Consider the following 7,073-nt stretch of genomic DNA (forward strand, 5'->3'; position numbering starts at 1 on the left):
TCTCATAAGAAGTTGTTTCATGACAGTATATGCCGCCGGGAGGAGAAGTGTGTGCACAGGGGAATAAATTGTGGCTGATCGCAAGAAAATTACTTTACATCGCGGGATACTCGGTGTAAAATACAGCTATATGTGCGGCGCAGAGAGAGGGAACAACATGAAAGTGCTGATATTTGCAGATTCCCACGGCTATAACATGGCAATGGCCTTTGCGGTAGACAGGGAAGAACCGGATGTGGTCATTCACTTAGGCGATCACGCCGAGGATGCTCGCGAGATCGAGCGCGTGTTCCCGGCCATGCCGATCTACCGCGTGCGGGGCAACAACGATTTTGATCCCGATGTGCCGCTGAATGCGGTTGTGATACCGGGCGGCGTGCGGATTTATATCACGCACGGCCACCGTGAGCGTGTCGGCATGCTGTCGAGCGGCATTGTGTCCCAGCGGGCTTACGAGGAGCACTGCACGCTCGCGTTCTTCGGGCACACGCACCGCATGATGCTCGAGCGGGAGAACGGCGTGTGGGTATGCAATCCGGGCAGCATCAGTCTGCCGCGCGGCGGTCCGGCCAGCTATGCACGGCTGACCATCGAGAACGGACGGGCTGCGCTGCTCGAGCTGGTCGATGAGGACGGCAGTCTGCTGCGAAAAGAGCGTCTGTAAGAGAAATAGAAAATTAGGAGAACATTATGCTTTTAGCAATCGACGTAGGCAACACCAACATGGTGTTCGGTTTATATGACGGAGACAAGCTGCGCGGCTCGTTCCGCATTTCCACCAATTCCGAGCGCACCTCGGATGAGCTGGGTATGCTGATCGCGCAGTATTATCACTTCCACGATATCGCCTGTGCGGATACGACTGCGGTCGTTATCGCGTCCGTAGTGCCGCCGGTGATGTACACGCTCATCAACGCCATCCGCAAGTATCTGTTTGTGCAGCCGGTCATTGCAGGCCGCGATGTGGACATCGGCATCAAGAACTGCTATGCCAACCCGCGCGAGGTCGGCGCGGACCGACTGGTCAACGCGGTTTCTGCGGTTCGCAAGTACGGCAAGCCACTCATCATCGTGGATATCGGCACGGCGACCACCTTTGACGCCATCGACGAGAACGGCGCGTATCAGGGCGGCGCGATTTTCCCGGGTCTGAAGGTGGCGATGGAAGCGCTGTTCCTCAAGGCCTCCAAGCTGCCGCGCGTGGACATTGAGCGGCCGGAGAATGCCATCGGCAAGACTACCGTGCAGTCCATGCAGTCCGGTGCGGTGCGCGGCTATGTCGGCGCGCTGACCGGCATTATCACGGATATCCAGAAGGAGCTGGGCGGCAAGGCGAGAGTTGTCGCTACCGGCGGCATGGGCCGCATGATGGCGGAATACTGCGACCTCATCGACGATGTGGACCCGAACCTGACGCTCGAGGGTCTGCGTCTCATCTACGAGAACAACCGCGAGGCGTTTGAAAACCGCAAGCTGGATATGACTAGCAGCGTCATCGAAGTGACCGAGGAAGGTACATGGCAGGAGAACAAGTGAGTTGAGCTGCTGCGAAACCGCTTTTTCGACAAATACAAGTGACTTTCTGACGAAAACAGTAATTCTGCTGAAAAAACGCAGAAAAAGGCTTGAACTTTTTCAAATCACTGCGGTGAAAAGTGCTTTGCAAAACCGATAGAATGTTGTAAAATAGAAGTGGTTTCGTGTATGCGAACACCACTTCTATTTTTGTTTTTTGGGGCACGGTGCGAGATGCGCCGTGGAGAAGGCTGTGGAAGCCGCAACCACCCATTCTGACGAGAATGGGGCGCGAAAGCGAAAGACTTTCGCGTCGGGACATAAAGGAGCGAAGGAAACACACATGGGTATGACAATCGCGCAGAAGATTTTGAAAGCGCACTTGGTAGACGGCGAAATGGCACTGGGTCAGGAGATCGGCCTTAAGATCGATCAGACGCTGACGCAGGATGCCACCGGCACGATGGCTTATCTCCAGTTTGAGGCGATGGGCGTCGATCAGGTCAAGACCGAGCGCTCGGTCGCTTACATTGACCACAATACCCTGCAGTCCGGCTTCGAGAATGCGGACGACCACAAATATATCGGTTCTGTCGCTAAGAAGCACGGTATCTACTATTCGAAGGCAGGCAACGGCATCTGCCATCAGGTGCATCTGGAGCGCTTCGGCGCACCGGGCAAGACCCTGATCGGTTCGGACAGCCATACGCCGACCGGCGGCGGCATCGGCATGCTGGCGTTCGGTGCCGGCGGCCTGGACGTTGCAGTCGCAATGGGCGGCGGCGCGTACTACATTCCGATGCCGAAGATGGTCCGCGTCAACCTGACCGGCAAGCTGTCGCCGTGGGTATCTGCGAAGGACGTTATTCTGGACGTACTGCGCCAGATGACCGTCAAGGGCGGCGTCGGCAAGATCGTAGAGTACGCAGGCGAGGGCGTAAAGACCCTGTCCGTACCGGAGCGTGCCACCATCACCAACATGGGCGCTGAGCTGGGCGCTACCACCTCGATCTTCCCGTCCGACGAGGCAACCAAGAAGTTCCTCGAAGCACAGGGCCGCGGCGACGTATGGGTACCGCTGTCCTCCGACCCGGACGCAGAGTATGACGAGGAGTACACCGTAGACCTGTCCGCACTCGAGCCGCTGGCAGCTATGCCGCATATGCCGGATAACGTCAAGAAGGTATCCGAGATCGGCGAGATCAAGGTAAACCAGTGCTGCATCGGTTCGTGCACCAACTCCTCCTACTACGACATGATGAAGGTCGCTTCCATCCTCAAGGGCAAGACCGTAAGCCCGGAGGTTTCGCTGACCATCAGCCCCGGTTCCAAGCAGGTATTCAATATGCTGGCGCAGAACGGCGCTCTGGCGGATATCATTTCGGCCGGTGCGCGTATCCTTGAATGCGCCTGCGGTCCCTGCATCGGCATGGGCCAGTCGCCGGAGTCCGGCGGCGTATCGCTGCGTACCTTCAACCGCAACTTTGAGGGCCGTTCCGGCACCCAGGATGCACAGATCTTCCTCGTATCTCCGGAGGTTGCAGCAGCGTCTGCACTGACCGGTGTGCTGACCGATCCGCGCACCCTCGGTGAGATGCCGGAGATCGAAATGCCCGAGCATTTCACCATCAACGACAACATGATCGTAAAGCCGGCCGAGAATCCGGCTGAGGTTGAGGTCGTTCGCGGCCCGAACATCAAGCCCTTCCCGCTGGGCAAGGCGCTCGAGGCATCCTACACCGGCAAGGTCGTTCTCAAGACCGAGGACAACATCACCACCGACCACATCCTGCCGGCCGGCGCAAAGCTGCTGCCGTACCGCTCGAACGTGCCGTACTACTCCAACTACTGCTTCATCAACGTCGATCCGGAGTTCCCGTCCCGCTGCAAGGAGCAGGGCGGCGGCGTAATTGTCGGCGGCGCAAACTACGGTCAGGGCTCGTCCCGTGAGCATGCAGCGCTCGTTCCGCTGTATCTGGGCGTAAAGGCTGTACTGTGCAAGTCCTTCGCACGAATTCACAAGGCAAATCTGGTCAACTCCGGTATCATCCCGCTGACCTTTGCCGATCCGGCAGACTACGATGCAATCAATCTGCTGGATGAAATCTCTCTGCCGAACGTGCTCGAGGAAGTAAAGAACGGCGAGCAGGTCACCGTTGTTTGCGGCGGCAAGACCTTCAAGGCCGACTGTGAGGTTTCCGAGCGCCAGCGTCACGCACTGCTTGCAGGCGGCACGCTGCTGTATGCACGTCAGCAGAACAAGTAAGCCTGTCAGGCTCGACAGGGGAGCCGCGCGGTTCCCCTTGACAGCCATATTTTCTTTTGTTAAAATAATATCAATGGTGTAGGAGGACAAAACTATGTCTATCGACCAGTCTGTTCTGGATAAATTTGAGGCAGTTGTAGAGAGCCAGCGCAAGCGTATCATGGATATGAAGGCGCAGGACGATTTTATTGATTACTCCAAGCTGGACAAGCTGATCATCGGCGTGTGCGGCGGCGACGGCATCGGCCCGATGATCACCGGCATGGCTCAGCATGCGCTGGAGGTTCTGCTGGCGGACAAGGTAAAGGCCGGTAAGGTAGAGTTCCGCGTGATCGACGGTCTGACCATCGAGCGCCGTGCCGAGCTCGGCTGCGCTATCCCGCCCGACGTTATGGAAGAGCTGAAGAAGTGCCACGTTATCCTGAAGGGCCCCACCACGACCCCGCGCAAGGGCGATCCGTGGCCGAACGTAGAGTCCGCAAACGTTGCAATGCGCAAGGCTCTCGACCTGTTTGCCAACGTGCGCCCGGTAAAGGTGCCGGAGTTGGGTATCGACTGGACGTTCTACCGCGAGAACACCGAGGGCGGCTACGCTGTCGGCTCTCAGGGCGTACAGATTGATGACGATCTGTTCATCGACTTTACCGTAGCTACCTCGCAGGGCTGCGAGCGTATCGCTCGTCTGGCATTCGACTATGCACGCAAGACCGGCAAGAACCGCGTTTCCTGCGTCACCAAGGCGAATATCATCAAAACCACCGACGGCAAGTTCCTCGATACCTGCCAGAAGGTAGCCAAGGAGTATCCGGAAGTACAGTTTGATGATTGGTACATCGACATCATGACCGCAAAGCTGCTCGACGACAAGCGCCGCCGCGACTTTAAGGTCGTTGTACTGCCGAACCTGTACGGCGACATCATCACCGACGAGGCCGCTGAGATCCAGGGCGGTGTTGGTACGGCAGGCTCTGCCAATATCGGCAAGCGCTATGCGATGTTCGAGGCAATTCACGGCTCTGCGCCGCGTATGGTACAGGAAGGCCGTGCAAAGTATGCGGACCCGTCCTCCGTACTGCGTGCAGCTGTTATGCTGCTTGAGCACATCGGTGAAATCGAACTGGCGAAGAAGCTCGACCGCGCACTTGATATCTGCATGGTAGAGGAGCGCAAGGTTGTTGTTACCGGTCGTGATACCGGTGCAACCGCGCAGGAATTTACCGACTATGTGCTGGATACTATCGCTAAGCTGTAATTTACACGAGAATAGAATTTGAGAGAGGGAGAGAGTCTGTGGAACGCAAGCAAGAGGTTTCCAAAGCGGTAATTCAGCGATTGCCTCGCTATTATCGGAATATTTGTGAGCTGAAGGCTGAAGGGGAGCAGCGTATCTCCTCCAAAGCACTGGCAGAGCGCATGGGACTGACCGCTTCGCAGATTCGTCAGGACTTTAACTGTTTCGGCGGCTTTGGTCAGCAAGGCTACGGCTATAATATCGACAAACTGCAGGAGGAGCTGGGTGCGATCATGGGTCTGCGGACCGGCCGCACGGCGATTCTGCTGGGTGCCGGCAACCTCGGCCGTGCATTGCTCAATAACTTTAACTTTTCTGCCAGCGGCTTTGAGCTGCTGTGTGCGTTTGACGCAAATCCGCAGCTCATCGGTCAGCGCTTTGGCGGCCATGAGGTGCGCAGCGCGGATACGCTTGCGGAGTTCATCGAGTGCAACAAGCCGGATGTGGCAGTGCTCACCATTCCGCGAGGAGATGCTCCGCGTATTGCACGCGGTCTGGTAGAGCGCGGTATCCGCGGTCTGTGGAATTTCACCGGCGAGGACCTTCATCTGGAGGGACTGGGCGTTCCGGTCGAAAACGTGCACCTGTCGGACAGCCTGATGACGCTGTGCCATCTGGTCGGCGCAGCGGATGAGAAAAGAGAACAGAACCTGTAAAACGAAAGGGAGTATCTTTGGATACTCCCTTTTTGTGCGAAAAAGCCGCTATCCAATGGATGAGCGGCTTTTGTGTTACATTTTGTCCAGATAATATGGTGTTGTCTGGTACACATAGTAGTTGACCCAGTTGGTGTAGAACAGGTTGGCATGTGCCTTCCAGGTCACCAGCACGTCTTCGTTGGGATCGTCGTTGCGGAAGTAATGACGCGGCACCTCGGGGTTCATGCCCTTGGCCAGATCACGCTCATACTCCTTTTTGAGTGTGTCGGCATCGTACTCGCCATGGCCCAGAACAAAGATCTGACGGCCGTTCATCGCCTCCACGATGTGCACACCGGCTTCGTGCGACTCTGCGAGAATGGTTAGACGCTCGTCTTTGCGGATGTCGGCGGCACGTACCTCGGTGTGGCGCGAGTGCGGTGCGCAGAAGATATCATCAAAGCCGCGCAGCAGCGGCTCCTTCGGCAGCAGAACATGGTGCTTGAAAATGCCGGACATTTTCTCGGGCAGCATGTACTTCGGAATACCGTAGTGATAATACAGACCGGCCTGCGCTCCCCAGCAGATGTGCAGCGTGGAATGAACGTGCGTTTTAGTCCAGTCCATGATCTCGGTCAGTTCCTTCCAGTATTCGACTTCCTCGAACGGCATGGTCTCCACCGGCGCACCGGTGATGATAAAACCGTCATACTTCTGGTCGCGGATATCGTCGAATGTCTTGTAAAAGGTGAGAAGATGATCCTCTGGCGTATTTTTGGAATGATACGTTTCGGTCTGGATCAGATCGACCTCGATCTGGATCGGCGTGTTGGATAAACAGCGCAGGATCTGGGTCTCGGTAATGATTTTCAGAGGCATCAGGTTGAGTAAACCGATGCGAAGAGGACGAATGTCCTGTGTCGCGGCACGGTGTTCGGTCATAACGAAAATGTTTTCGCTTTCCAATACGGCGCGTGCCGGCAGACTGTCGGCTATCTTAATAGGCAAGCCGACACCTCCTTTTTTCTTTACAAATCTTTATATAATATATTCAGTATAGCAGATTTACGGCAGTATCTCAAGGGTTTGCATAAAATGCAGAAAAATGAAAAATAACTGTTGACAAAACAGGGGGAATAATGGTATCCTGAATAAGCTGTTTTCAAACAGCGGTTCAGCATACCAAAAAAGAATTTGAAAAAAAGTTCTTGACAAATGGTGAAAAGTTTGGTATCCTGAATAAGCTGTTTCGACAGCGGTCAAAATAGAATCGAGTCGATGAACGAAGATTGATTGAAAAATAAATCGAAAAAAGTTCTTGACAAACACTTCTGGTTTTGATATACTAAATAAGCTGTTGATG

The 7,073-nt window shown here is 55.4% G+C and carries 7 protein-coding genes; 5 read left to right on the forward strand and 2 right to left on the reverse strand.

All coding sequences use genetic code 11. The features are described from left to right. Positions 1–157: 157 nt before the first annotated feature. The 5 genes from PG722_RS08125 (at position 158) to PG722_RS08145 (ending at position 5,728) form a co-directional block, all read left to right on the forward strand. Entirely contained in the window at positions 158–664 is a 507-nt protein-coding gene (locus PG722_RS08125; RefSeq protein WP_270385649.1) for a metallophosphoesterase family protein, read from the forward strand. Between the two features lie 26 nt (positions 665–690). Further along, a complete protein-coding gene (locus tag PG722_RS08130; RefSeq protein ID WP_270385617.1) occupies positions 691–1,536 on the forward strand; it encodes a type III pantothenate kinase in 846 nt (281 codons plus the stop codon). A 322-nt stretch (positions 1,537–1,858) separates the two neighbouring features. After that, positions 1,859–3,781 carry an aconitate hydratase gene (locus PG722_RS08135; RefSeq protein ID WP_118286098.1) on the forward strand — a complete coding sequence of 641 codons (1,923 nt, stop codon included), beginning with the start codon at positions 1,859–1,861 and terminating at the stop codon, positions 3,779–3,781. Positions 3,782–3,875: 94 nt separating this feature from the next. Beyond that, positions 3,876–5,033: an isocitrate/isopropylmalate family dehydrogenase gene (locus PG722_RS08140; RefSeq protein WP_117751932.1), complete on the forward strand. Its 1,158-nt coding sequence runs from the start codon at positions 3,876–3,878 to the stop codon at positions 5,031–5,033. A 38-nt stretch (positions 5,034–5,071) separates the two neighbouring features. Next, positions 5,072–5,728 (forward strand): redox-sensing transcriptional repressor Rex, encoded by a 657-nt coding sequence (locus tag PG722_RS08145; RefSeq protein ID WP_110436074.1) that lies wholly within the window; start codon positions 5,072–5,074, stop codon positions 5,726–5,728. A gap of 75 nt (positions 5,729–5,803) precedes the next feature. On the opposite strand, the gene metA is transcribed toward PG722_RS08145, so the two are convergent. Next, positions 5,804–6,718, reverse strand: coding sequence for a homoserine O-acetyltransferase MetA (gene metA / locus PG722_RS08150; RefSeq protein WP_117488371.1), 915 nt, complete (start codon positions 6,716–6,718; stop codon positions 5,804–5,806). A gap of 57 nt (positions 6,719–6,775) precedes the next feature. Continuing rightward, the coding region (locus PG722_RS08155; protein WP_270580234.1) for a hypothetical protein at positions 6,776–7,073 on the reverse strand (298 nt) is incomplete at its 5' end.

The organism is Butyricicoccus sp. OF27-2pH9A, assembly GCF_027693185.1.
In the GTDB taxonomy this organism is placed as follows: Bacteria; Bacillota; Clostridia; order Oscillospirales; family Butyricicoccaceae; genus Agathobaculum; species Agathobaculum butyriciproducens.